Below are 25,439 nucleotides of genomic sequence, written 5' to 3' on the forward strand. Positions count from 1 at the left end.
CTATTCCCAGGGGACCGTCGTCGTGATGCGGCCCAGTACCTGTGTCGGTGTGTCGTCGTAACTTGCCCTGCGGGCCCCCCGCAGGCGCGAGACAACGGCGGAGACATCCGCTTGTTTGTCTCGTTCGCATCGTTGAGCGTAGCTGCCTCCCGCGACCATCAGCTCGTGATGAGTACCACATTCGACCACGCGCCCCGCTTCGAGGACAACTATCCGGTCGGCGAGAGCGGCGGTGGCCAGGCGGTGGGTGATCAGCAGCGTGGTGGTGGTGCTTCGCAACTTCAGCAGAGCGCGCTGAATCAACAGCTCGGTGCGGGGGTCGGCGGAACTGGTCGCCTCGTCGAGCACCAGGATGCGGGGCCGGGCCGCGATCGCCCGGGCCACCGTCACCAGCTGCAGCTCGCCGGCACTCAGATTGTCACCGTCGTGCCCGACCACCGTGTCCAGGCCGTCGGGCAGCACCGACACGATTTGACCCACATGACTGTCGACGATGGCCTCGGCCAGCCGCAGCTCCCGTGCCGCGCGATCGTCGTCGTCGCCCGATTCGCGCAGACCGTAGGCGACGTTGTCGCCGACGCTGCCGGTGAACAGCCACGGCTCCTGCGCCACTGCCGCCAGCATCGACCGCAGCCCGGCCCGGCCGAGCTCGGTGACGTCGGTGCCGTCGATCCGGATGCTGCCCGAATCGGGCGTGTAGAAGCACTGCAACAGGCTGGTCAGCGTTGTCTTCCCCGAGCCGGTGGTGCCGACGATGGCGGTGGTGGTGCCCGGCGGCATCGAGAAGCTCACCTCGTGCAGGACCGGGGTGTCGGGCTGGTAGCCGAATCCGACCGCATCGAAGTCGATCTGCGGCGGACCGTCGGGCAGGGCGGGCAGTTGCCCGGCGTCGACGGCCGGATCGGTTTCGGTCGGCGTCAGCAACAGTTCGCGGACCTGGCCCGCCGACACCGCGCCGGACTGGATACGCGGCAGAAAACTCGCCAGCTCCTTCACCGACCCGGCCAGCTGCGCGGCGAAGACCACGACGACCTGCGCGGCGCCCAGGCTGAGCTGGCCGTTGATGACCTGCACACCGCCGACAACCGCGAGAACGAGAAAGACAATCGCGTTCAGGCAGGTCAACACGGGTGCGAGGGTTCCGGCCGCCCATTGCGCCGACCGCATCGAGGTGAACAAGGTGTCGTTGAGTGCGGTGAACCGGCCCCGGACCAGGTCGTCGGCGTCGTAGGCCTTGACCATCTGCCGCGCGGTCAGTTCTTCCTCGAAACTTCCCGACAGCGCGGCTGTGGCCTTCCACTGAGTTTGCAGATGTCGTTTGGCTCGGGCGGCCACCAGCATCGCGACGCCCGCGGAGACGGGCGCCGAGACCAGGATGATCGCGGCCAGCAGGGGCGAGATCCAGAACAGCACCGCGGTGGTGAACACCGCGGTCAGCAGGTTGACCGGCAACGACACGAACAGCGGGCCGAGCACCGTGGTGGCATTGTCGATGTGGGTGGTGGCCTTGGACATCAACGCGCCGCGCTGGGTGGATTCGGTGAAACCGATGGGGACACGCGGAATCAGCTCGGACACCCTGGCTCGCAGCCGGGCGATCGATATCTGCACCGTGGTGGTGAGCAACAGGCCTTGCGACAACGTGCACACGTAGCTGATCAGGTACACCGCCGTGGCCACGGTGATCAGGATCCACAGCAGGTCCCAGTCCATCGCCCCCGGTTCTATGTCACCCAATCCGGTGGTGCCGCTGACGATGACGTTGGTTGCTCCGCCCAGCACGATCGGGGCGGCCAGGGTGCCGATCGTGGAGGCAATCGCCAGCGCCGACACCACCGCCATCCGCGGGCGGCTCACCTGGATCTGGGCCAGCAACCAGGAGAGGGTTTTCAGGCCGCTCGCATCCTTTTGCGATGTGGTTGCCTCAGACACCTGCTACCGCCTGTGCGTCGGCGAGTTCGCGGTAGACGGTCGAACCGGCCAGCAGCGATTGATGGGTCCCGACCGCGACGATCCGGCCCGCGTCGATGACGGCGATCTGATCGGCGCGGCGGATCGACGACACCCGCTGGGTGCCGATGACGATCGAGGAGGTGGGACATGCCGCGCGGATAGCGCTGACCACGGCCTGCTCGGTATCGGTGTCGAGGGCGCTGAACGGTTCGTCGAGCACGAAGATGTCGGGGCGGCGCAGCAGTGCGCGGGCCAGTGCCAGCCGCTGCCGCTGCCCGCCGGAGAAGTTACGGCCGCCCTGGGTGACCTCGGCGTCGAGACCGCCGTCGCGTTCCCGGACGAAATTCGCCGCGGCGAGGTCGAGTGCCTGCCACAGCTCGTCGTCGTCGGCGTCCGCCTTGCCGATGCGCAGGTTGGTCGCGATGGTTCCCGTGATCAGCGACGTTCCGGCGGAGATGTAGGAGATCCGGGACCGGACCGCGGCCGGTGCGAAGTCGGCGGTGTCGGCGCCGTTCCAGCGAACCGCGCCGGAGGTGGGATCGATGAGCCGGGGCACCAGCGCGAGCAGCGTCGACTTTCCGCTGGCGGTGCCACCGATGATGCCGGTGGTGGACTGCGGCCGGAAGGCGAGCGAGACGGAGTCGAGTGCGGGTGACTCGGCGCCGGCATAACGGAAGCTGACGCCGTCGAGCTCGACGAGCGGTGCCCGGTCGGTGACACCGAGCGCGGCCAGACTGCCGTCGTCGCGCCTCGACGTCGCACCGTCGATGGACGCCTCGGTGTCGCGGACCTCGATGATACGTGCGGCGCTGGCACTGGCCCGCGAGGCCACTCCCGCCACCACCGACAGCATCGACACCGCGACAAGGATCTGCATGAGATAGCCGCTGGTGGCAGTGAGCTGCCCGATCTTCATCCAGCCGTGGTCGATGAAGACGGCACCGAACCCGGACACCGCGACGGAGGCGAGCCCGGCCACGACGGTCACCGTCGGCAGCAGCGCGGTCTGCCAGCGCCCCATCCACAACGCGACGGTGAACAGGTCGGTGTTGGCGTCGTCGTAGCGCCTCAGCTCGGTGCGTTCGCGGCTGAACGCGCGGATCACCCGCTGACCCGAAAGCTGCTCGCGGATCACCCGGTTCAGGGTGTCGATGCGCTTCTGCATGAGCGTGGCCGCGGGGATCAGCTGCCGGACGAACAAGCCCATCCCCACCGACAGGATGATGCCGGCGACGACGATGACGGGGGCGAGCCGCCAGCCCTGGATCAACGACAGTATCGCGGCGCCCACCAGCATGAAGGGGGCGGTGATGGCGATGGCCAGCGTCGCGAACAGCAATACCTGAACGTTGGACACGTCACCGGTGGCGCGGGTGAGCAGACTCGGAACGCCGAACCGGGAGGCCTGCGCATCGGAGAGGAGCGCGACCCGGTCGCGGACGGATATGCGCAGATCCCGGGCCATTTCCGACGCGATGTGGGCGGAGAGATACGTCGCGGCGAGGGACACCGCGAGATTGACAACCGCGACGATCAGCATGTAGCCGCCGACCCGGTAGATCGTGCCGGTATCACCGGCCATGATCCCGTCGTCGATGATCCGGGCGTTGAGGGCCGGTTGCGCCAGCGCGGTGAACGTGGCCGCGAGCTGGCACAGCGCGAACAGGGCGACGAGTCGCCGCCGCGGGGCCAGGGCCTCGGTGAAGAGCACCGTCAGTGGTCTTCGTGGTGCTGCGTCGGTGGTCCCGGACGGAGTATGCGGGGTGGTGCTACCGGTGGGTGTCATGGCCATCTAACAATACGAACGAGCCGCCCCGCGAGGTGCGGGACGGCTCGGAAAGTTCCGTACGGCGTCCGTGACTAGGCGCTGCTGCCGTCGCCACCGGTGGTGTTGCCGGTGTCGGTGCTGCCGAGGCCGCTGAAGATCTCGTTGCCGACGAGCTGGATGACGTCCTTGACGGTGGTATCGGCGCCGATTCCTGCCATGGTGATTCTCCTGAGAATTAGGTGGGTGCCCCGATCGTCGGGGCTGTGGATGGATGTCGGGGGCCGGGGTCCGGCGCTCGCCCGAGTGGTGACTGAGTCCGCCGGCTCAGGAGCCGGTGCTGCCCTGGCCGCTGCCCTGCGAGCTCAGGTCGCCTCCGACGACCCGGACGACGTCTGTCATGGTGGCGTTGAGAACCTCATCGACGGTGTAACCCATGTCTGTGCTCCGATCTGGGGGTTTGCATCGTATGCAACTGCAACTTTGAGTTGCGCTAGGCTAACCTAACATAGGGTTCTGTGTGATAGTAAAGCGATGGCAATGAGATGGTAAATACTCTGTCAACCCGCCGATCTGATGATGTTCAGCAATGGCATCTTTGGCCCGTTGAGCTGCCACGATGGACTGGCCGGCGCACACGGGCAACCCTGACCTGAGATAAAGATCACGTTCGATGACCACATGGAGGCGTAGTGCGGCCCTCGGAAACCCTGTCCACGCGCGCGATCAGGCTCGATGACCCTGCGGAGCGGGCCAGGGCGGTGGAACTACTGACTGTGGGTCTTCCCGATATCCCGCACTTCCGGTGGTTGATGGGCGACCTGATGTCCGCCCCACTCACCCGGTGGCTGGCGGAGGTCACGTTGTCGCCCGCCCGGACCGACGGCGTACACGGCACGTTCACCGAGGCCGGCGACCTGTGTGCCGTGGTCGTCTGGTCCGCGCCGGACCACACGGCGTGTGCGCCCGATCCGGACCTGGTCGCGACGGGAGTCGAGCTTTTCGGCCACGACGCCGGTTTCGTGGAACGGCACTGGCAGAGTCAGGAACCGGATGTGGGTACCTGGTCGGTGCCCGGAGCGCTCACGGTGTCGGTGGCGACGGTGGCGCCGGAATACCGGCGTCGGGGAGTCCTGAACGTCGCCGTCGAACCGGTGATCGCCGAAAGCCTGCGGCGCAATGTGCCGGGTGTGCTCAGGACCGGCACGCGCGATCTCGCCGACACGTACGTCAGGCTGTTCGCCGCCGTCGAACTCGGCAGCTATACGCTCAGTGACGGGTCGACGGTGTGGGTGCTGGAAGTGCCGCCCGGAGGTGGACGATCGTCGCCGTGATAGCGCTGCGGCACAGAGATTGCTGCGACACAGAGATTCGGAGGCATGCGATGGCTGACTTGCCCGGTGCGCTGGTGGCGCGTGCCATCAGGCTCGACGATCCGGTCGAGCGGGCACGGGCCGTGGAGATCGTGGCGCAGGGTCTGCCGGACATCCCGCACCTGAGCTGGCTGTTCGGCGATCTCATGTCGCCGCGGCTGGCGCGCTGGTTCGCCGAGGTCGAGCTCAACCCCCGGCGGACAACGGGCGTGACCGGTGCGTTCACCGAATCGGATGAGCTGTGCGGGGTCGTGGTGTGGACGGCACCCGACCATGAGAAGGTGCCGCCGCTGCCGGAGCAGGTCGAGGAGGGGCGGGAACTGCTTGGTGGCGACCAGGCGTTCTTCGCACGCTTTCAGGAGAATGGCGCGGCCGAGGAGAAGTCGTGGTCGGAGCCGGAGGTGATCAGTGTCGTGCTGGCGGCGGTGGCGCCCGAGTACCGGCGCTCGGGTGTGGGTCAGGTGGCGATCGCACCGGTGATCGCCGAAGCGCAGCGGCGCAAACTGCCGGGGATATTACGGGCCGGCACCCGCGAACTCGCCGACGCCTACATTCGGACCGGCAATCTCATCGAACGCGGTAGCTACACCCTGACCGACGGTCCCACGGTGTGGGTTCTGGAATGGACGCCGGCGACGTAGGCGGGAAAAACGAGAAGACCGTCTCGCATGAGGTCGCGAGACGGTCTTGTGCACCACGGGGTCTCTAGTTGGACGACCCGGTTGTGGTGTGGCTGGTGGACGAGCCGGTGGAAGTGCCGTTGCCCGTGAGCATCTTGATGATCTGAGCGAGGGGGTCGGTGCCTCCGCCGCGGGTCTTGTGCATTTAGGTGGGCCTTTCCGGGTCGTTGAACTGCGTGCAGCCGAACGGGCTGACGTTCGCCTGAACCCTATCCGGGTGGTGTTGCGGATCACAACACAGCTCAGGCCCCGTTATGGATTCGTAATAAACTGTCGTGTGCTTATTTAGCCAAAGGAATTGAATCCTTCGCGGCTGCGCTGATTGCTCGCGAAATCGTCGGCCATTGTGGCGGCGAGTTCGACGAATGCCAGGCGGGTCTGTTTGTTGACGAGGTCGAGGTCGATCTCGGCGCCCTCGGCGAGGTGGTCGTCGAACGGGATACGCTGCACGGCCCGGCAGCGGGTCAGAAAATGCTGGGCGAGCTTGACGGTGTCGATCGTCGACGCGCCCGGCCGGGACGAGCTGAGCACCACCACCGAACGGGGCACGAGGTGGGCGTATCCGTGGGAGCTGAGCCAGTCGAGGGTGGCGGCGGCGCTGCGGGCGCCGTCCATCGCCGGCGAGGTCACCAGGATGACGGCATGGGCGAGGTCGAGGACGCCGGTCATGGCCGAATGGCTCAGTCCGGTGCCGCAGTCGGTGATGATGATGTTGTAGAACCGCTGCAGCACGTTCATGACCGCGCGGTACTCGTCGGCGTCGAAGGTTTCGGCGGCCGCCGGATCGCGTTCGGAGGCGAGCACCTCCAGTCGGCTCACCGCCTGGGACGTGTGGGCCCGGACGTCGGCGTAGGTGGTCACGGAACGGTCGGCGACGAGGTCACGGACGGTGGAACCGGTCTGTTGCGGGACGCGTTGGGCGAGCGTGCCGAGATCGGGGTTGGCATCGACCGCGATCACCCGGTCGCCGCGCAGCCAGGCAAAGGTCGAACCCAGGCCGATGGATGTGGTCGTCTTACCGACGCCGCCCTTCAGTGACAGCACGGCGATGCGGTAGTCGCCGCGCACCGGCCGGTTGACGCGCTCGAGGAGCCGTGCGTACTCGATGTCCGAGGACGATTCGCCGGGATTGATCGCACCACCGGTCAGCGTATGGATGAGGCGCCGCCAGCCGTGGGTGGGTGCGCGCCGGACCTTGCGCAACAACGCCACGTCGTCGAGCCCACCGGTGAGCAGCGGAGGGCCCTGATTCGGTGGGCCTGGGTTGGGAAGACCGGGGTTGGGAAGACCGGGATTCGGAACGCTCGCCGTCGGGGGGCCGGGGGGTGGGAAGCCCTGCGGCATCGGGCCGGCGGGCGGCGCGGTCTCCGCCGGGGTCATCGAATGGGCGGCGGGGATCGGGGGTTCCGGGTCGGCGCGGGGTGCGGGCGGTGGGGTAGGCATCGCGTGTTGCGGACTCCGGGAATGCCTTGTGCGCGACTGGGTTTCGTTTGTATATGGGGTGGCCGGGGCGGCGTGGCCAAGCGCGCGCTCGGTGTTCGGTGGGCTGATGCCCGCGGTGGCGGGGCTTGCTGTTCCGTCGCGTTGCAGCGGTGGCAGGGGCGGGCGGGGCCCTTCCGGGCGGGGGATCGGGCGGGCGGGATCTGTCGGTGCCGGACGTGATCGGCGGCGGTCGGTGGCGGCCGCCCGTGTCCGTGGGGGCGGCGGGAGCTTGTCGATGCGGCGGTCGGTGGCGTCGGGCATCCGGCCGGTCGGTGGCTGCATGCCGGGGCGGGGCCAGGGTGACGGTGGCGTGCGTGGGCCGGGCGGCGTGCCGGGGCCTTGCGGGCGGCGTGGTGGGAACGGAAGCAGAGCGCCCGTGCCATCTGTGGTGTTGTCGGTCATCGATCGGCTCCCCCATCGGATCAACGGACGGCCCGTCGGGCCGGTGGCGTGCAGTCTACCCAATCCGATCGTTCGGATTGTTCACTACTTGCGACAAGCAGAGCCGGGTTATCCACAGGCGTGCGGCGCGTCTATGGCCAGTCACCCGGGGATATGGCACTATCTGCTCATCGCAACAGACAAGCCGGACAGTCACTATCCGCACCACCGTCTGTCCGATAGTCAAGATCATTGCAGTACCGCGCATTTGATGTAGTTCTGTTGATGTTTGAGACGGTGTCGCCTGGGGGGCATCGCAACGATACGGGGGTATTCGTGGTGGAAAGAACGACTCTCACCGACAGCTGGTGGGCCCGCGCGCAGAGTGATCTCACCGCTCGGACACAGAGTGACTGTTCGACCGGATTCGCCGGCGCCTTGACGACCGTCCGTTCCCGGAGTGGATCGATCACCGTGACCGCAACGCATCAGGGACTGCCGGTGTCCATCAAGATCGCCGACCGCGAAATGCGCCGCGACATGGCCGGATTGGCGGCCGAGCTCACCGAACTGTGTCAGGGCGCCGCGATGGTATCCGGAATCCGGCTCCGCACAAAGCTTCTCGACGAGGGTATGGACGCCGATATCGTCGGTGCCATGGGACTGCCCACTTCCGACGATCTCGCCGACTTCGAGCGACGCACGGAGCGCACGGACGGGTCGACGGTCAGATGAACTGGGGCATAGATGAATTGGAATCACGGGCGCGTACGCAGCTGAGCCGGATGCAGGATTTCTCCGACAGGCTCGGGTCGATCAATGTACGGGAAACTTCGCCCGACGGCCTGGTCACCATCGGCGTCGACGGCGTCGGCGGGGTGCGGGAGATCGTGCTCTCCCCGCGGGCCGATCGGCTGGGTGCGCCCAGGCTTGGTGAAACGATCGTCGCCACAGCGGCTTTGGCGGCACAGCGTGCTTTCGCGCAGCGTGCGCGGATGACCGAGGAGTTCACCGAGTCGTTTGCCGAACTCCTCGGCAGCCGGCCCGCCTGAACGTCGCTGGCGCCACGCGCCGGTGACAATCGTCGGCCGATGCCGGTGCCGGTATGTCCTTCCGTGACTCAACGTATTTCCCGGAATGCCGAGCGCCTGGCGCATCGGTGTCAGTGCATTGCCGAATGTATTTGTTTGTGAGTAACAGCAATTGGACATCAGTCATACGCCAGGGCCGTCGACCGGCGGTCCGAACAGGGAGAAGGGGGATCGATGAACACGACCGTTGTCGTTCCTGACGCGGTCCGCGTCTACGGACAGAGCTCGGCAGCCACCGGGGTCGCCGTCGCCGGTGCGGGCGCCATCAACGCCGGAGCCAACACCATGGCGCTCATCCCGGTGTTCGGGCTCATCGGGCAGGAGTTCCTCGCGTCCTTCATCGGCGCGCAGGCCAACCACCTGTCCTCGGTGAGCGAGGTCGCCGCGGTGCACCTGGGAACGGGTGCGGCCGCGATCGGCGGTGCCGCGGACTTCGAGAACACCGACGGCGACTGCGCGAGCGGCATCACGCGGACTCTCGGGATGCGGGCATGAGCTCGGGCGGCGCGCCGAGTACGGCGACGGCTCCGGGATCGGCCACCGGGTCTGGCCACGGCGGCCACGCCGTGGGAGAGGCGAGCAGCCAGAGTCACGGCTCCGTCGGCGCCGGCCACCGAGCCGGCGACGACATGTCGATCAACGACATGATCGCGGCGACCCCGCTGGGACCGATCCTCGACCGCCCCGTGAGCGATGTCCTGGCCGGTCTGACCCTGCCGGCGATTCCGCAGATACCCGAGCTGCCGCCCCTGCCGGGACTCCCGGACCTGCCCACCCTCGACCTGAGCGCGTTGCTCAAACCGATCACCGACCTCCTCGGCGGATTCGGCACCGGAAACCTGTCGACCGCCGCCATCGACCCCACGGCGCTGTTCACCGCCCTGTCCGGGGTCCTCGACACCGCGATGTCGACATCGTCGGGTGCGCTGAAGGTCGCCTCAGAAGTCTGGGACGGTCAGGGCTCGCAGGCCGCGATCGCCAAGAACGTCAAGGTCACCTCCGATACCACCGCCGTGTCGAAGCAGGGTACGACGATGTCGATCGACATCCAGGTCGCGGCGGCCATCGTCGGCACCGGGCTGGCGCAATTGCAGGGGATCATCGCGGCGACGGTGGGCAAGATCGGTGCGACCTTGCCGATCATCGCGACGCCGGCCGGGCAGGGACTCGCACTGGGGTTCGCGGCGGAAGGACTCTCCCAGGCGATCACGGTGGTCACCGCGACGCGCGCTCAACTGCTCGGACCCACCGCCAACATGAACCTCAACGGCCTCAAGGTCAGGGTGACCAACGTGCCCGGGCTGAAGGGGGTGAACCCGTTCTCGGTGGCCGGATCCGTCGTCGACACTGTCACGCCCGTCGTCGGGGCGGTCAAGCAGATACCGACCAACCTGACGACCCCGAACACCCCGACCACCACGAAGACCGTCCCCACCACCACGACACCGGCGCCGGTGACCACGAAGCAGACGACCAGGCGTGACCAGGTCGCGCCGACGTCCGGGAACGACCCGGTGGTGCGGACCGCGTCGCTGGACGGACTCTCACCGTCGTCGGCGGGTCTGTACGGCAACAGCGGTGCCACGCCGACGGGCTCGCCGTCGTCGCAGACCCCGGCCGGCAGCTTCCGGCCCGCCATGCCCACCGGTGCCGACCCCGCGGCGGCAACCGCCGCGGCCGCCCGGAACCTCACCGGCGGCACCGGATTCGGCACCGGCGCACCGATGGTGTCCGCGCCGGGAACAGCCGGCGGCCGCGGTTCGGGCGACGGATCGCAGGGCAGTGCCTCCTATCTGGTCAGCGAGGACAACGGCCGCCGCGTCGTCGGCGATGTCGGTGGCACCGCCCCGGCCGTGTTCGGAGCGGATAACGAGTCCGGTAGTGCCGCAAAACAATCGGAACCCGATATCGCGCTCCGTCTGAACCTGGCGCTTGACGCCGGTTCCGGCAAGAACTGAACCGTCGCCGAGTTCCCGAACCCTGAGTGCCCATACCGCGAAACGAGACAGTCCCATGACCACATCCGAATTCTGGGTCGACCCCCACGCGCTGCGCCGTACCGCGGCGCAATTCGACAAGTACGCCGAACGGCTCGACGGTATCGCGACGGTGCACGGGCCCGCGCTGCGCGTCGCGCCGGCCGCCCGCGACGAGGTATCGGCGGGCGTAGCGCGTTCGGCGACGTCGGGAGCCGACCACTTCGTCGTCGAGATCACCACGGGGGCAGCCGAATTCCGCGCCATCGCAACGGCCTTGCGTACTCACGCCGCAGAGGTGGGCGTCGCCGACGAGCGGCTCGCGGCGGAATTGCGGCTCTAGTCATGACGGGTTTCACGGGTGTCGACTGGGAGAACAGAACACAGCTGCGTCTGCACGCCGACCTTGCCGCAGGGCCGGGCGCCGTTCCGCTCGCCGAAGCCGCGAGGGCATGGACCGCCGCGGGCAACGACCTGGCAGGGATCGCCACGGACGTGAATGCGACGCTGCGGAACCTCGGTATGCAGTGGAGCGTCGCGGGCGAACCCGACGTGGGGCCGGCGTTGCGGCGCATGGCCGAATGGCTCGTCGAGATGTCCGGCACCGCCGATCGGTCCGGCGGCGTCGCGGATGTCCAGTCCACGGCGGTCGAGGTGGCGCGGCGGACGATGCCGCATCCCGACGGGCTCGCCGGTGACCTGCCGGGCATCCTGACCGTTCTCGGTCCCGCCGGGGCGACCCTGCTCGGGGCGATGGCGGACCTTGAACTGGCACAGCAGAGCGGGCGCCTGCGGGCGGCTCGGGTGATGGCCGCCTACGAACACGCGGCAACCGAGGCGGTGCGGTCCTGGTACACATCCACGCCGTCACCGAATGTGGTGCGTACGAACAATATACAGCCGATCGCGGACGGCGGGCCGGAGCGCCGGGACTCCGGGCGCGTGGCCCCGGATGCGGGGGCCACCCCGGCGGTGTCCGGCGGGCAGGCGGGAACGCCGCCGGTTCCGCTGTCGGCCGGGCTTGCGATGCCGGCAGTGGTGCCGGGCACGTACGCCCACAGCCAGGTGGGCAGACCCGCAGGGCTGAGTGACCGCAAGGAAGGGGCGGACGTCGCCGCAGACGGTGTGGGAGCCGGGGCGGCGATCGGCGGTGACAGTGGGGTGGCCGCCGATCCGGCTCTCACCCGGCAGGGTGCCGCGACTGTCGGGGCGCCGGTCCTGCCGTCGGCGGTACCCGCCTCCGCCGCGGCACCCTCCGCGGCCGCCTCGGTCTGGACCGGGGCGCAGCCGACGGCATATACGCAGCCCGCTGTGGTCTCCGATCGTTGGGTCCGCATCGACGCCGACACAACCGCACCTGCCCCGGTGGCCGACCCCGCGCACCGGACGACCTGGACGGACATCGAGGCGATGGACACCGCCGCACCCGATTACGTGGTGGGTGCCGGATCCGGGGGAGGTGGCCGATGACCACGGGCGCTGCCACCTACCTGCTCGACGCGGTGCGCCTGGCGGGGTTGCGCGCCGAGCTCGGCGTCCAGACCTGGCCCGCGGTGCTCGACGAATCCGGCCTCGCCCGCACGGCACCGGCCGGGGTGGACCACGGGGCCGACGCTCTCCCGGACTGGCTCGTCGAGGGCCTGCGGGTACTCGGTCATCCGTTGTGCCACATCGAGATAAGGACGGTCGATGACGCCTCCGGCTGCGTCCGGCGGACCTGCATCGCGGCCCGGCCGCGCCGCGTGGTCGAGGCGACGATCGTGGGCGAGGGGATCGTGGCAGAGGGGATCGTGGCAGCTGGGATCGGAGAGCAGGGGGAAGGCGGCGCGGTGATCGGATTCCGGGATCTCGGCGCACCCGCCGTCTTTCTCCGAGATGGTCCGGCGTTGCTCGCCGCGGCGGTGCGCGGTGCCTTCGGGGATGCCGACGTCCCTCGGTTCGGGTCCATCACCGCGCCTCGCGATCACGTCCTCGACATCCTCCGGCAGACAACGGGACTCGGTGCCGCGGCGGTGCGGGAGACCGTGGCCGACGGTCTTCGGAGACTGGACGTCGACACCTCCGATGCGCGGGTGGCCGCGGCGTTCGCGACCGCGTCCCGGCGCAGTGAGGTGGTCGCGTACGCCGCAGAGGGGGTGGTCACAGAGGGGATGGTCACGGAGGGGGTGGTCCCGTACCGGTCGCCGGGTGCGATCGGTGTCTTCGAGACCACCGGCGGGCGGATAGTGGCGAGCGCGGCGGCCGCCGCCGACGGCCGGATGTGGACCACGTTGTCGCCGGGCACCGGGCATCGCATCGAACAGGCCGTGACCCTGCTGCTCGAACCGCTCGGTCGGCTGCTGCCGGCGGGCGCCGGCAATCATCGGTGATTCTCTCTTTTACTTCACTTGCGTCACAACACAACAGGCAACCATCCGGTTGTCTCACCAGAGGAGGAAACAATGCAGTTCGGTTCATCCAACGGGGTTTCCATCGACCTGGCCGCCAGCCAGTCGTCGGCGAACTCCATCGGCACCATCGTCAGCGAGATGAAGGGCATCCTGAACCAGATCCAGACGTCGGCCGGTACCGGCCAGGCGAGCTGGAGCGGGCAGGCGGCCACCGCCTTCGGCAACACCCACAACAACTGGCAGGATCTCGCCACCCGCCTCAACACCGCGCTCAACGAGATGGAGGCCAACCTGACCACGAGTTTCAAGGGCTACGACAGCCAGGACTCGGAGGTCGCGAGTGTGGTGACCCAGAGCGTGGGCGGAACGTCGACTCTCAATCTCTGACCCTCGCATCTGCGACCACCGCGTCCGGTGCTCGCACCGGTCCGCACATCCCAGCCTTCACCAGCCATAGAGGAGAACAGCATGTCCAACGGCATCATCGCCTACAACTTCGCCGGCCTCGACACCCTGTCCGGCGACCTGAAAAGCCAGTTCACCAAGCTCGGCACCCTCGCCGAGGAACTGAAGACGCAGGTCAACAAGCTCGGCGCCAACTGGCAGTCGCAGGAGGGTGCGGCGGCGTATCAGCAGGCGCAGACCAAGTGGGACAACGCCTTCGCCGACGTCCGGACCCAGCTGAACGGCCTCGGCAGCGGCGTCGAGAACGCGGGCACCATGATGCGCAACGCCGATCGCCGCGTGCGCGACAGCTTCGCCTGACCCGGTACCCCTGACCCGGCAGCCTTGATCTGGTGCCCGTGTGAGATCGCCCCGCAGGTCCGCAACACCGCGGTACTGCGGGGCGATGCGCAGGCCGGGGCAGTATCGTCAACGCTGATCGAGCCGCACCCGTGCGGCCCGGTCCGCGTGGCGCGCCTTCCGTCACGTGCCCGATCCCGGTGCGGCAGGCCGCGCCGACGCCAGACCCAGGAGAACCGTGTCCGCAGAGGGATCAAAACGCGCGATCATCGCCGCACTGCTGGCCAACGCCGGAATCGCCGCCGCCAAGTTCGTCGGCTTCCTGATCACCGGATCGTCGTCGATGGCCGCCGAAGCGGTGCACTCGGTCGCCGATACCTCGAATCAGGGACTGTTGCTGCTCGGGCAGAGCCGGGCCGCCAAGCAGGCGAACCGGCTGCACCCGTTCGGGTACGGCCGCAGCCGCTACTTCTATTCGTTCGTGGTGGCGCTCGTCCTGTTCACGCTCGGCTCGATGTTCGCGATCTACGAGGGCATCGAGAAGGTCCGGCACGCCCACGATCACGCCCTCGAATCGCCGATCGTCGCGGTGGTGATCCTGGCGATCGCGATCTGCCTGGAGGGCTACAGCTTCCGGACCGCCTACAAGGAGTCCAAGCCCCTCAAGGGCGATGCCACATGGTGGCAGTTCATCCGCAACGCGCGCACCCCGGAACTGCCGGTCGTGCTGCTGGAGGACTCCGGTGCGCTCATCGGTCTGGTCCTGGCGCTCGGCGGTGTCGGCCTGACGATGATCACCGACAACGCGGTCTGGGACGGTGTGGGCACCCTGGCGATCGGTGCGCTGCTGGGTGTCATCGCGATCATCCTGATCGTCGAGATGCACAGCCTGCTGATCGGTGAGGGCGCCACCGACGCGGAGGAAAAGGCGTTGCTGGCCGAACTCGCCGCCGCCGACGGCGTCGACCGGGTCATCCACATGAAGACCCAATACCTCGGACCCGACGAGATGCTGGTGGCCGCCAAGATCGCCATTTCCCCGGGCAGCGACATCGCCAAGATCGCCGACACCATCAACGCGGCCGAATTGCGTGTGCGCACGGCACTTCCGCAGGCCCGGCTGATCTATCTCGAACCCGACATCGACCAAGGCGTCGTCAACTAACGTAACGCCCATGGTCCGAAGCGTTACCGCCCACGCAGGTTCGGGGGTCGTGAGATGAGTATGTTGTTCAATCGCGTCAAGTCGGTCGAGCAGTCGATCGCCGACACCGACGAACCCGATTCCAAACTCCGCAAGGACCTCACCGCGTGGGACCTGACGGTCTTCGGCGTGGCGGTCGTGGTCGGTGCCGGTATCTTCACCCTCACCGCCCGCACCGCCGGTAACGTCGCCGGGGCGTCGGTGTCGCTGGCGTTCGTGATCGCCGCGGTCGCGTGCGGTCTGGCCGCGCTGTGCTACGCCGAGTTCGCCTCGACGGTGCCGGTCGCGGGCAGCGCGTACACCTTCACGTTCGCCACGTTCGGCGAGTTCCTGGCCTGGATCATCGGCTGGGACCTGATGCTGGAGCTGGCTCTCGCGGCGTCGGTGGTGAGTAAGGGCTGGTCGGCCTATCTGGCGGATTTCCTGAACATCACCACCACCGTCGACATCGGATTCGACCTCGACTGGGGCGCGGTGCTGCTGATCGCGGTCCTGACCGTGCTGCTGGCGCTGGGCACCAAGATCTCCTCGCGGGTCTCGCTCATCATCACCTCGATCAAGGTGGGCGTGGTGGTGCTGATGATCATCGTCGGCGCCTTCTACATCAAGGGCTCCAACTACAGTCCGTACATCCCCGAGTCGAAGCCCACCGACACCGGTTCGGGTATTCATCAGACGCTGTTCTCGGCGATCACCGGAGGCGGCGACACCAACTTCGGCTGGTACGGGCTGCTGGCCGCGGCGTCGCTGGTGTTCTTCGCATTCATCGGCTTCGACGTCGTGGCCACCACCGCGGAGGAGACCAAGGATCCGCAGCGCGCCCTGCCGCGCGGCATCCTGGGCTCGCTCGCCATCGTGACCGTGCTGTACGTGCTGGTCACCCTGGTGCTCACGGGGATGGTGCCCTACACCGATCTGGCCGGTGACAGCACGCTGACCACAGCGTTCAAGATCCGTGGCGTCACCTGGGTGGGCTGGATCATCAACCTCGGCGCTATCGCGGGCCTGACCACGGTGGTCATGGTGATGCTGCTCGGCCAGACCCGGGTGGCGTTCGCGATGTCGCGTGACGGCCTGCTGCCACGCGCGCTGGCACACACCGGGAAACGCGGCACCCCCGCCCGGCTGACGATGATCGTGGGGGCGGTATCGGCGGTACTGGCGGCGATCTTCCCGATGGGCACCCTCGAAGAGATGGTCAACATCGGCACCTTGTTCGCATTCGTGCTGGTCAGTATCGGTGTGGTGGTGCTGCGGCGGACCCGGCCCGAACTCAAGCGCGGCTTCACGGTGCCGTTCATGCCGGTGATCCCGATCCTGTCGGTGCTGGCGTGCGTGTGGCTGATGCTCAACCTCTCCATCGAGACGTGGCTGCGGTTCATCGTCTGGATGGCGCTCGGACTGGCCATCTATTTCGGGTTCGGCCGTCACAACTCGGTGTTCGCGCGCCGGGAACGCGGGGAAATGGCGTCAGTGACATCGCCGGACCCCGCACCCGGGGCGAACCTCGGAAAGGACCTCACCTGACGTCCACAACGCACCTGAGGGCACCCTAACCAGGGGTCGTCCGATAGCCTCAGAGTCGACTGCTTACGCGCCGGACGACAACAGCGCCGCGCTGCTATCGACGAAGGGTTATTGATGACGTCTGTGGACACGTTGAACGGGATCGACTTCAAGGTCGCCGACCTGTCGCTGGCCGACTTCGGCCGCAAGGAGATCGACCTCGCCGAGCACGAGATGCCCGGCCTGATGTCGCTGCGCCGCGAGTACGCCGACGTGCTCCCGCTCAAGGGTGCCCGTGTCTCCGGGTCGCTGCACATGACCGTGCAGACCGCCGTGCTCATCGAGACCCTGGTGGCCCTCGGCGCCGAGGTGCGCTGGGCCTCGTGCAACATCTTCTCCACCCAGGACCACGCGGCCGCGGCCGTGGTCGTCGGGCCGCACGGCACCGTCTCCGAGCCCAAGGGCGTGCCGGTGTTCGCGTGGAAGGGCGAAACGCTCGAGGAGTACTGGTGGGCCGCCGAGCAGATGCTGACCTGGCCGGGTGAGCCGGCCAACATGATCCTCGACGACGGCGGCGACGCCACCATGCTGGTGCTGCGCGGTGCCGAGTTCGAGAAGGCCGGCGTCGTGCCGCCCGCCGACGACGAGCACTCGGCCGAGTACAAGGTGTTCCTCGAACTGCTGCGCCAGTCCTTCGAGAACGACAAGACCAAATGGTCGACGATCTCGGAGTCGGTGCAGGGCGTCACCGAGGAGACCACCACCGGTGTGCTGCGGCTGTACCAGTTCGCGGCCGCGGGCGATCTGGCGTTCCCGGCGATCAACGTCAACGACTCGGTCACCAAGAGCAAGTTCGACAACAAGTACGGCACCCGCCACTCGCTGGTCGACGGCATCAACCGCGGCACCGACGTCCTCATCGGCGGCAAGAAGGTGCTGGTCTGCGGCTACGGCGATGTGGGTAAGGGTTGCGCCGAGTCGCTGGCCGGGCAGGGTGCCCGCGTGCAGGTCACCGAGATCGACCCGATCAACGCGCTGCAGGCACTCATGGACGGCTTCGACGTGGTGACCGTGGAGCAGGCCATCGGCGAGGCCGACATCGTGGTCACCTCCACCGGCAACCTGGGCATCATCACCCTCGAGCACATGAAGCAGATGAAGAACCAGGCCATCCTGGGCAACATCGGTCACTTCGACAACGAGATCGACATGGCCGGGCTCGAATCGTCGGGTGCGATCCGCCTCAACATCAAGCCGCAGGTCGACAAGTGGACGTTCGAGTCCGGTAAGTCGATCGTCGTGCTCAGCGAGGGTCGCCTGCTCAACCTGGGCAACGCCACCGGCCACCCGTCGTTCGTGATGAGCAACAGCTTCTCCAACCAGGTCATCGCGCAGATCGAGCTGTGGACCAAGAACGACGAGTACGACAACGAGGTGTACCGCCTGCCCAAGCATCTCGACGAGAAGGTCGCCCGCATCCACGTGGAGGCGCTCGGCGGCACCCTGACCAAGCTCACCAAGGAGCAGGCCGAGTACATCGGCGTCGACGTCGAGGGCCCGTACAAGCCGGAGCACTACCGCTACTGAGCACTACCGCGACTGAGCACTACCGCTACTGGGCACCGAAGCCTTTGTGGCGCAACGTGATACCGACGCCCCCGCCGCACGGTGGGGGCGTCGGCGCGGTCACGGCCGCAGTCGCGTGGCGAGTGAATCGGGGTCCGAGCCGTCGGTCAGGATCCAGGGGGAGTGCCAGTTTGCCTGTGCCAGTTGGTGATACACGCCGTCGACGCGGTGCTGCAGGCTGTCGTCGCGCTCGTAGAAATCGCGCTCTCGGGCGGTGTCCGTGGCTTCCCGGCCCCGCGCCCGCGACATCGCGACCTCGGGGGTGACCCCCAGCAGCACGTGCCGATCGGGGACCGGCAGACCGAACCGGCCGAACTCCAGCTCGTCCACCCACGCCACCACCTCACCGTCGGCGCCCTGCCGCAGCCGGCCCGCGTTGTAGGCGGCGTTCGAGGCGACGTACCGGTCGCAGACCACGATGTCGCAGTCGGCCACAGACGCGGCGATCGCACTGCGCGCCTCGTGCCGGTCGAGCGCGAACATCAGCGCCATCGCATACACGCTCTCGCGCAGGTCACCGTGACCGCCGTGCAGCGCCTCCGAGGCGAGATCGGCGTGCACCGACTGCCCGTAGCGGGGAAAGGTGAAATGCGCGACCCGCAGTCCCGCCGACTGCCAGAGGCCGGTCAGCGCTGTCACGAGAGTGTTCTTGCCCGCTCCGTCGAGTCCTTCGATGGCGATCAGTTGGCCCATGGGCGGTGATGGTATCGGTGGCCGGTGAGTGCGTCATATCCGCAGTTCGGCGCGTCATATTCGCGGTTTCCGGGGCGAAGATGCCAACATGGGATTCATGAAGCCACGGATCCTTGTTGTCGACGACGATGCCGCGCTCGCCGAAATGCTGACGATCGTGCTCCGTGGCGAGGGCTTCGAACCGTTCGTCGTGGGCGACGGCACCCAGGCGCTCACCGCGGTCCGCGAGATCCGGCCCGACCTCGTCCTGCTCGACCTGATGCTGCCCGGCATGAACGGCATCGACGTGTGCCGCGTGCTGCGCGCCGACTCCGGCGTGCCGATCGTGATGCTCACCGCCAAATCCGACACCGTCGACGTCGTCCTCGGACTCGAATCCGGCGCCGACGACTACATGGTCAAGCCGTTCAAGCCGAAGGAACTTGTCGCCCGCATCCGTGCCCGGCTGCGCCGCACCGACGACGAACCGGCCGAACTGCTGTCGATCGGGCCCGTCGAGATCGACGTGCCCGCGCACAAGGTCAGCCGCGACGGCGTACCGATCTCGCTCACCCCGCTCGAATTCGACCTCCTCGTGGCGCTCGCCCGCAAGCCGCGGCAGGTGTTCACCCGTGACGTCCTGCTCGAACAGGTCTGGGGTTACCGGCACCCGGCCGACACCCGCCTGGTCAACGTCCACGTGCAGCGGCTGCGCGCCAAAGTCGAAACCGACCCGGAGAACCCGGAGATCGTGCTGACCGTGAGAGGGGTCGGCTACAAGGCCGGACCGCCGTGATCGGACGTTCCCGGCGGATCAACAGCACCCTGGGGCGCATCACACGGGCAGCCATCCGTTTCGGCCGCTCATTCGGCAAGATCTGGCGTCGTTCACTGCAACTTCGGGTCGTGGTGTCGACGCTGCTGCTCTCATTCGTGGTGCTGCTGGTGCTCGGACTGGTACTTGTCAGCCAGATCACCGACAGCCTGCTCAACGTGAAACTGGCCGCGGCCACCGAGGCGCTCGACCGCGCCCGCGTCACCGTCGAACGCGACCTGTCGAGCACCGACGGCGCGATGTCGACCCAGAACAGGCTGCGTCAGACCCGGTCGCTGCTCACCGACCGCGGCTCGGGCTCCGACCAGGGATCGGAGGACGTCGGCTCCTTCGACACAGTGCTGATGGTGCGCAGCGCCGTCCGCGACGGTAACGAGACCGGTGCCGGACCGGGCAGCGAGATCCCCGGCAACCTGCGCGACATGGTGCAGGGCGGACAGGTGGCCTACCGGTACGCGTCGGTCGACAACGGTTCCGGCACCAGCGTTCCCGCGCTGATCATCGGCACCCCCACCAACTCGGCCATCAACGGGCTCGAGCTGTATCTGGTGTTTCCCCTCACCAACGAACAGAAGATGGTGAACCTGGTGCGCGGCACGCTGCTGACCGCCGCCGTCGTGCTGCTGGGTCTGCTCGCCGCCATCGCCTGGCTCGTGTCCCGGCAGGTGGTGATCCCCGTCCGGTCGGCCTCCCGCATCGCCGTGCGGTTCGCCGACGGCCGGCTCAAGGAACGCATGCCCGTCCGCGGCGAGGACGACATCGCCCGCCTGGCGATGTCGTTCAACGACATGGCCGAAAGCCTGTCCAAACAGATCACCCACCTCGAGGAGTTCGGCGGCCTCCAACGGCAGTTCACCTCCGACGTCAGCCACGAACTCCGCACCCCGCTCACCACCGTGCGGATGGCCTCGGACCTGCTGTACGAGGCCCGCGACGAACTCGACCCGATGTACAAGCGGTCCGTCGAACTGCTCGACAAGGAACTCGACCGGTTCGAGACCCTGCTCACCGAACTGCTGGAGATCTCCCGCCACGACGCCGGCATGGCCGAACTGGCCGCCGAACGCATGGACATGGCCATCCCCATCGACGGGGCACTGGCCACCGTGCGTCACCTCGCCGACGACACCGGCACCGAACTCGTCCTCGACCTGCCCGCCGAACCAGTCCTCGCCGAGATCGACCCGCGCCGCGTCGAACGGATCCTGCGCAACCTCCTCGCCAACGCCATCGACCACGGCGAACGCAAACCCGTCACCCTCACCATGCGATCCGACGGCGACGCCGTCGCCATCACCGTCCGCGACCAGGGCATCGGCCTGCGCCCCGGCGAGGAGAAACTGGTCTTCAACAGGTTCTGGCGCTCGGACCCCTCCCGGTTCCGCAGATCCGGCGGAACCGGACTGGGCCTGGCGATCAGCATCGAGGACGCCCGGCTCCACCAGGGCAGACTCGAAGCGTGGGGCGAGCCGGGCGACGGGGCGTGCTTCCGGCTGACCCTCCCGCTCGTCCGCGGACACAAACTGCTCGGCAGCCCCCTGCCGCTCAGACAACCCGCCACCGGCCGGTCGTCGACAGCAGAAGGAGACACGCCATGAGTGCCCGCCCACGGACCGGGCTGCTCGGCGTGCTGACGGTGGTGCTCGCGCTCGTCCTCGCCGGCTGCGGGGCCATACCCAACAACTCCTCACCCCAGCCCATCCGCGCCTTCCAGCGCGAGAACCCGCCGAACGCCGTACCCGCGCCCCAGGCCGACATGGACTCCGAGGCGCTCGTGCGCGCCTTCGTCAAAGCCACCGCCAACCCGCGCGGCAACTACCGGTCCGCCCGCAAGTTCCTCACCCGGTCCGCCTCCGAGCAATGGGACTCCAGCGGCGACATGGTGGTCGTCGACGAGGTCAACGTGTTCATCGATGAACGCAGCGCCACCACCGTCCGGTTGCGGCTCGTCGGCGACAACGTCGGCACGCTCCGGCCCGACGGCCAGTTGCTGCCCGCCACCGGACGCGTCGCGGCCACCTTCGACCTGCGCCGCGTCAACGACCAATGGCGCATCGACGGCCGCCTGCCCAACGGCACCCTCATCGACAAGAACCAATTCGAATCGCTGTACCGCTCGGCGGTGCTGTACTTCCCCAACAGTGACCGCACCGCACTCGTCCCCGACCCGCGCTGGCTGTACGCCGGCACCGACACCGACCCCGGCACCCTCATCCGGCGCCTCATCTCCGGGCCGTCCACCGACCTGCGCGCCGCGGCCGGTACCGCATTCCCGCGCAACGCCGGACTGCGCGGCAAGGTCGGAGCCGTCGCCGACGGCGGAGTTCAGGTACCCCTCACCGGTGTCGGCGGGCTCTCCGACACCGACCAGCAACTGATGGTCGCCCAAATCGTCTACACCCTCGAAGGCCTCGAGATCGGCGGGCCTTACCAGATCGACAACGACGGCGTGCCGCTGCGCAGCGACAAGGCCGAGGGCTGGCAGCCCACCGACGTCGCCGCACTCGACCCCAACGGGGCCGTCGCCGCCGACGTCGGACTCCACGTCATCCGGGACGGCGCGCTGCTGCGGGTCGGTGACACCGCCACGGCCCCCGTCACCGGCGAACTCGGCACCGGCGACGACCTGCGCAGCGCATCCATCTCACCCGACGGCAAGCGCATCGCCGGAGTCCTGGTCCGCCGGCCCGGCGCGGCATCCTCCGAACTCGTCGTCGCACCCTACGGCGGCGCACCCGACACCCTGGTCTCCGCGGCATCCATCACCCGGCCCTCCTTCGGACGAACCGCCGACACCGTCTGGTCCGTCGTCGACGGACGCCTGCAGCGCTGGCAACGTGAAGAGGACGGTGTCGACCACGTCGCCGCCATCGACATCAGCGCCGTCACCAACCTGGTGCGCGGACCCATCACCGAACTGCAGGTCGCCCCCGACGGCGTACGCGTCGCCATGGTCGTCGACGGCCAGCTCGTCTTCGCCGTCGTCTCCACCAACGCCGAGGGCCGCATCATGCTCACCGGCCCCCGGATCGCCGCCTACAACGTCGGCAACCGCGTCACCTCCATCGACTGGGCCTCACCCACCACCCTCATGCTCGCCCGCGACTCACCCGAATCGCCCGTCCTGCAACTGTCCATCAACGGCACCCAGGCAGTCGGACTGCTCAGCGGCAACCTGTCGCCACCCGTGCGCTCCGTCGTCGCCGACCTGTCCACCGTCTACGTCGGTGACAGCCGCGGCGTCCTCAGCCTCGGCAGCACCAACGGCGAACCCGACCAATACTGGACCGAAGTCGAGACGGCCATGACCCCCGGATCGATACCCGTATTGCCGTAATAATGCGGCGGGCTGTGTTGATGCGGCGGGCCTGATTTTGCCCCTTGTTCCCCGTTCTTCCTCCGTCGTTCGGGGTCGCAGGCTCCCCGCTCACTCCGTCGTCCAGAACGGGGCCGGGGCAAAATCAACTCGCCTGGGCGGCCAAACATGTTGGCGCCCTGGCATCGGCCTGTTGCTGTGTTGATGCGGCGGGCCTGATTTGGGCCCTTGTTCCCCTGTCTTCCTCAGTCGTTCGCGCAGGCTCCTTCGTCGCCTGGCTCACTCCTTCGTCCAGACAGGGGGCGGGCCCAAAACCAAACCCCGCCGCGGCCAAACATGTTGTCGCCTTGGTAGCGGCCCGTCGCCATTTCGCTGGTTGAGGTGCGAGGAGCGCGAGCGACGTGCCTCGAAACCCGGCGAGGCGACAGTGTCCGTAACCCCGGGCTCACGCAGCGGCGATGACGAGCACGGCGTCCAGGTGGATGCCTTGGGTAGTGAGAACTCGTGCCGATTCGGCGGCGGTGGTGCCGGTGGTGATCACGTCGTCGACGAGGACGGTGAGGGCGTGTGGGTGGAGGCGGGCGTCGCTGCGCAGCCGGATCCGGCCAGACAGGTTGCGGGCACGTTCGGGTGCCGACAGGCCCGCCGAGTCCGCGGTCCAGGCGGCGGTGAACAGCGCCGGGGTCACCCGGACCCGCGGGCCGAGGGCCGTCGCGGCCGCCTGCGCCATTGCGGTGACCGTGTCGCCGCCGCGGCGGCGGGCCGACGTCGCCCGGGTGGGCGCGGGCACCAACTGCAGGAACGGGGCGTCGGGGAGCTCGCCCCAGCGGGCCAGGGTGCGCAACGCGTGTGCCAGAGACTCACCGAGGGGAGCAGTCAGATCGGTGCGCCCGTGATCCTTCGCCGCGAGCACCGCGCGGCGGGCCGGGCCCCGGTACCGGCCGCACGCCCACACCGGAGCCGGAACCGGCACCCGGGTGATCACCTGAACGGGTGAATCCTCCAGTGTTCTGGCGCACCGCGGGCACCACGCGATGCCCGGACGGTCACAGCCGCCGCAACACAGTGGCACCGCGAGGTCGATCCCCGCACGAACCACGTTCCGGCAGAACATCTTCAACCCACGCCGCGCTGTCACACGGCACACCTTGCCAGGGCGTGCGGCCAGACCCAAAGGTCCCATCCACACCCCGGCGGGAACGAGTCCGACGGATCAAATCGGTCCCTACCGGCAGACATGCGCGCGGAAACGTGGCCGTCCGGCGAACTTCGGGCTACGGTCGAAGGCACGAAAGGTGGCCGGACGATGATGACGGCACCTGGGACCGCCCGGTGCGGGCGGTTCATGCGTGAGGGAGGTGATAGCGCGTTCGTGAGTGTCAGCCGTCGGCTGGCATGGCCACCATCCCCGTCCTGCGGAGTTCGGAGCTGTCCGGATGCGGTGGGGGACAAGCACAATCCGGCCACAATCCATCAATTCCAGTGAGATCCATTCTGCTGCAGGCGGATTCGGAACACTGGATACACGGCCCGGCTGGGATGTGCCTGACTGATCGCGAAAACCACAGTGACCGCGTGGGCCAGGGAAGCTATTCAGGAGGAAATTGCATGTCCAGTGTCATCCACCGCAAGGGCCAGCGTGAATCCAAAGTCGACGCGCGAGCGATCCGCGACGACGAGGTCGAGTCGGCATTCGTCGTGCCGCCGGGGACTGTCGAATCCGCGGAACCCGCGGAGCCTGACGCCGCCGTAGAATTCACCGGCCGGAACGTGGCGATCCCGGACCACTATCGGGTACACGTCCGCGACAAACTGGCTCGGCTCGAACGTTTCGATCCTGGAATCTTCCGATTCGACGTACGGCTGAGCCACGAACGTAACCGACGGCTGGCCAAGGTATGCCAGCAGGTCGAACTCACCGCCAAGGGCAAGGGGCCGGTGGTCCGCGGCCAGGCCAGCGGTGAGAACTTCTACACCGCCCTCGAGGCCGCCGTCAGCAAACTCGAATCCGGCCTGCGCCGGGTCAAGGACCGCAGGCGCGTCTCGCACGGCAATCGCACCCCGCTGTCCGTGGCCTCGGCCACCGAGGTGGGGGCACCGCCCCTGCGCGGCGACCAGCTCGCGCATGCGCTGTCCGAACCCGTCGACGAGGTCGAACAGACCTGGGACGACGGTGTCACCGAACGCACCCCCGGGCAGATCGTCCGCATCAAGGAACACAAGGCGCCGCCGATGACCGTCGACGACGCGCTGTACGAGATGGAACTGGTGGGCCACGACTTCTTCCTGTTCCACGACAAGGAGACCGACAAGCCGTCTGTCGTGTACCGCCGTCATGCGTTCGACTACGGATTGATCCGACTGGCTGACACGCACTGATCGCGCAAATACGCTTGTAGTTCGTATCGGCTGAACGACCGCCGGGGTGGGTCCGCACAGGTGCCC

The 25,439-nt window shown here is 67.8% G+C and carries 24 protein-coding genes; 18 read left to right on the forward strand and 6 right to left on the reverse strand.

The window, feature by feature from the left end:
* The 3 genes from GOAMR_RS11985 to GOAMR_RS25750 form a co-directional block, all read right to left on the reverse strand.
* Window positions 1-1,932 carry an ABC transporter ATP-binding protein gene (locus GOAMR_RS11985; protein ID WP_005187726.1) on the reverse strand — a complete coding sequence of 644 codons (1,932 nt, stop codon included), beginning with the start codon at window positions 1,930-1,932 and terminating at the stop codon, window positions 1-3.
* The gene (locus tag GOAMR_RS11990) at window positions 1,925-3,739 is read right to left on the reverse strand and encodes an ABC transporter ATP-binding protein (RefSeq protein ID WP_138943697.1); all 1,815 of its coding nucleotides are present in this window, start codon (window positions 3,737-3,739) and stop codon (window positions 1,925-1,927) included. The genes GOAMR_RS11985 and GOAMR_RS11990 overlap by 8 nt, the downstream gene beginning before the upstream one ends.
* A gap of 74 nt (window positions 3,740-3,813) precedes the next feature.
* Window positions 3,814-3,939: a hypothetical protein gene (locus GOAMR_RS25750; protein ID WP_259064143.1), complete on the reverse strand. Its 126-nt coding sequence runs from the start codon at window positions 3,937-3,939 to the stop codon at window positions 3,814-3,816.
* Window positions 3,940-4,410: 471 nt separating this feature from the next.
* Here GOAMR_RS25750 and GOAMR_RS11995 point away from each other — a divergent pair, with 471 nt between their 5' ends.
* Both GOAMR_RS11995 and GOAMR_RS12000 read left to right on the forward strand, forming a co-directional pair.
* Window positions 4,411-5,052: a hypothetical protein gene (locus tag GOAMR_RS11995; protein WP_005187730.1), complete on the forward strand. Its 642-nt coding sequence runs from the start codon at window positions 4,411-4,413 to the stop codon at window positions 5,050-5,052.
* Between the two features lie 50 nt (window positions 5,053-5,102).
* Window positions 5,103-5,732 carry a hypothetical protein gene (locus tag GOAMR_RS12000; RefSeq protein WP_005187733.1) on the forward strand — a complete coding sequence of 210 codons (630 nt, stop codon included), beginning with the start codon at window positions 5,103-5,105 and terminating at the stop codon, window positions 5,730-5,732.
* A gap of 324 nt (window positions 5,733-6,056) precedes the next feature.
* Here GOAMR_RS12000 and GOAMR_RS12005 read toward each other — a convergent pair whose 3' ends face one another.
* Window positions 6,057-7,535: a MinD/ParA family ATP-binding protein gene (locus GOAMR_RS12005; RefSeq protein WP_138943698.1), complete on the reverse strand. Its 1,479-nt coding sequence runs from the start codon at window positions 7,533-7,535 to the stop codon at window positions 6,057-6,059.
* A gap of 573 nt (window positions 7,536-8,108) precedes the next feature.
* Here GOAMR_RS12005 and GOAMR_RS12010 point away from each other — a divergent pair.
* From GOAMR_RS12010 to ahcY, 12 genes are all read left to right on the forward strand, one after another.
* Window positions 8,109-8,369, forward strand: a complete 261-nt coding sequence (locus GOAMR_RS12010; protein WP_138943699.1) for a hypothetical protein — start codon at window positions 8,109-8,111, stop codon at window positions 8,367-8,369.
* On the forward strand, window positions 8,366-8,686 hold the full coding sequence (locus GOAMR_RS12015; protein ID WP_005187743.1) for a YbaB/EbfC family nucleoid-associated protein: 321 nt from the start codon (window positions 8,366-8,368) through the stop codon (window positions 8,684-8,686). Before GOAMR_RS12010 ends, GOAMR_RS12015 begins: the two co-directional genes overlap by 4 nt.
* Before the next feature lie 213 nt (window positions 8,687-8,899).
* A complete protein-coding gene (locus GOAMR_RS12020) occupies window positions 8,900-9,220 on the forward strand; it encodes a type VII secretion target (RefSeq protein ID WP_005187746.1) in 321 nt (106 codons plus the stop codon).
* Window positions 9,217-10,683: a hypothetical protein gene (locus tag GOAMR_RS12025; RefSeq protein WP_005187749.1), complete on the forward strand. Its 1,467-nt coding sequence runs from the start codon at window positions 9,217-9,219 to the stop codon at window positions 10,681-10,683. The genes GOAMR_RS12020 and GOAMR_RS12025 overlap by 4 nt, the downstream gene beginning before the upstream one ends.
* A gap of 55 nt (window positions 10,684-10,738) precedes the next feature.
* The gene (locus GOAMR_RS23650; RefSeq protein ID WP_005187752.1) at window positions 10,739-11,044 is read left to right on the forward strand and encodes a PE domain-containing protein; all 306 of its coding nucleotides are present in this window, start codon (window positions 10,739-10,741) and stop codon (window positions 11,042-11,044) included.
* Between the two features lie 2 nt (window positions 11,045-11,046).
* Entirely contained in the window at window positions 11,047-12,171 is a 1,125-nt protein-coding gene (locus GOAMR_RS23655) for a PPE domain-containing protein (protein WP_005187756.1), read from the forward strand.
* The gene (locus tag GOAMR_RS12040; RefSeq protein WP_005187759.1) at window positions 12,168-13,070 is read left to right on the forward strand and encodes an ESX secretion-associated protein EspG; all 903 of its coding nucleotides are present in this window, start codon (window positions 12,168-12,170) and stop codon (window positions 13,068-13,070) included. The genes GOAMR_RS23655 and GOAMR_RS12040 overlap by 4 nt, the downstream gene beginning before the upstream one ends.
* A 72-nt stretch (window positions 13,071-13,142) precedes the next feature.
* Complete coding sequence (locus GOAMR_RS12045) at window positions 13,143-13,478, forward strand: WXG100 family type VII secretion target (RefSeq protein WP_005187761.1); 336 nt, start codon at window positions 13,143-13,145, stop codon at window positions 13,476-13,478.
* 81 nt (window positions 13,479-13,559) lie between these two features.
* Window positions 13,560-13,856 carry a WXG100 family type VII secretion target gene (locus GOAMR_RS12050; protein ID WP_005187763.1) on the forward strand — a complete coding sequence of 99 codons (297 nt, stop codon included), beginning with the start codon at window positions 13,560-13,562 and terminating at the stop codon, window positions 13,854-13,856.
* Window positions 13,857-14,073: 217 nt separating this feature from the next.
* A complete protein-coding gene (locus GOAMR_RS12055) occupies window positions 14,074-15,000 on the forward strand; it encodes a cation diffusion facilitator family transporter (RefSeq protein WP_005187766.1) in 927 nt (308 codons plus the stop codon).
* Between the two features lie 54 nt (window positions 15,001-15,054).
* Entirely contained in the window at window positions 15,055-16,566 is a 1,512-nt protein-coding gene (locus GOAMR_RS12060; protein WP_005187768.1) for an amino acid permease, read from the forward strand.
* Window positions 16,567-16,680: 114 nt separating this feature from the next.
* The gene (ahcY, locus tag GOAMR_RS12065) at window positions 16,681-18,132 is read left to right on the forward strand and encodes an adenosylhomocysteinase (protein ID WP_005187771.1); all 1,452 of its coding nucleotides are present in this window, start codon (window positions 16,681-16,683) and stop codon (window positions 18,130-18,132) included.
* A gap of 99 nt (window positions 18,133-18,231) precedes the next feature.
* Here ahcY and GOAMR_RS12070 read toward each other — a convergent pair whose 3' ends face one another.
* Complete coding sequence (locus GOAMR_RS12070; RefSeq protein ID WP_005187774.1) at window positions 18,232-18,864, reverse strand: dTMP kinase; 633 nt, start codon at window positions 18,862-18,864, stop codon at window positions 18,232-18,234.
* 88 nt (window positions 18,865-18,952) lie between these two features.
* Between GOAMR_RS12070 and mtrA the strand changes: the two genes are divergently transcribed.
* From mtrA to GOAMR_RS12085, 3 genes are read left to right on the forward strand one after another with little or no spacing between them, the layout of a single operon-like run.
* Window positions 18,953-19,639 (forward strand): MtrAB system response regulator MtrA, encoded by a 687-nt coding sequence (gene mtrA / locus GOAMR_RS12075; RefSeq protein WP_170319153.1) that lies wholly within the window; start codon window positions 18,953-18,955, stop codon window positions 19,637-19,639.
* Complete coding sequence (gene mtrB, locus GOAMR_RS12080) at window positions 19,636-21,276, forward strand: MtrAB system histidine kinase MtrB (protein WP_005187779.1); 1,641 nt, start codon at window positions 19,636-19,638, stop codon at window positions 21,274-21,276. The genes mtrA and mtrB overlap by 4 nt, the downstream gene beginning before the upstream one ends.
* Window positions 21,273-23,015 carry an LpqB family beta-propeller domain-containing protein gene (locus tag GOAMR_RS12085; RefSeq protein WP_005187781.1) on the forward strand — a complete coding sequence of 581 codons (1,743 nt, stop codon included), beginning with the start codon at window positions 21,273-21,275 and terminating at the stop codon, window positions 23,013-23,015. Before mtrB ends, GOAMR_RS12085 begins: the two co-directional genes overlap by 4 nt.
* A gap of 424 nt (window positions 23,016-23,439) precedes the next feature.
* Here the strand turns inward: GOAMR_RS12085 and GOAMR_RS12090 are convergent, their stop codons facing one another.
* Window positions 23,440-23,979 carry a ComF family protein gene (locus GOAMR_RS12090; protein WP_005187784.1) on the reverse strand — a complete coding sequence of 180 codons (540 nt, stop codon included), beginning with the start codon at window positions 23,977-23,979 and terminating at the stop codon, window positions 23,440-23,442.
* A 623-nt stretch (window positions 23,980-24,602) separates the two neighbouring features.
* On the opposite strand from GOAMR_RS12090, the gene hpf reads away from it, so the two are divergent.
* Window positions 24,603-25,373 carry a ribosome hibernation-promoting factor, HPF/YfiA family gene (gene hpf, locus GOAMR_RS12095; protein WP_005187786.1) on the forward strand — a complete coding sequence of 257 codons (771 nt, stop codon included), beginning with the start codon at window positions 24,603-24,605 and terminating at the stop codon, window positions 25,371-25,373.
* The last annotated feature ends 66 nt before the right edge of the window (window positions 25,374-25,439 follow it).

Origin of the sequence: Gordonia amarae NBRC 15530 (assembly GCF_000241345.1) — a bacterium.
Classification (GTDB): domain Bacteria; phylum Actinomycetota; class Actinomycetes; order Mycobacteriales; family Mycobacteriaceae; genus Gordonia; species Gordonia amarae.